The sequence below is a fragment of the Nocardiopsis sp. KDC1DS13DA1 genome (genome assembly GCF_055632325.1).
In genome coordinates, this window is record NZ_JBVMUY010000078.1 from 1 (window position 1) to 209 (window position 209).

Here is a 209-nt window from a genome sequence, read left to right on the forward strand (position 1 = left end):
CTCGTCGTCCGCCTGGACGGCAACAACGCCGAGCTGGGCCGCGACATCCTCACCAAGCGCGCCCACCCGGCCGTGCGACAGGTCGACACGATGGACGGCGCCGCCGCTCAGGCCGCCGAGCTCGCGGCGAAGTAGGGGAACGGACACCATGGCTATCTTCCTGAACAAGGACAGCAAGGTGCTGGTCCAGGGCATGACCGGCTCTGAGG

Annotated in this window: 1 pseudogene; it reads left to right on the forward strand. The window is 68.4% G+C overall.

The window, feature by feature from the left end:
• A pseudogene (locus tag ACTVAJ_RS30320) lies at positions 1–135 on the forward strand (ADP-forming succinate--CoA ligase subunit beta); the annotation flags it as partial.
• Positions 136–209 lie beyond the last annotated feature (74 nt).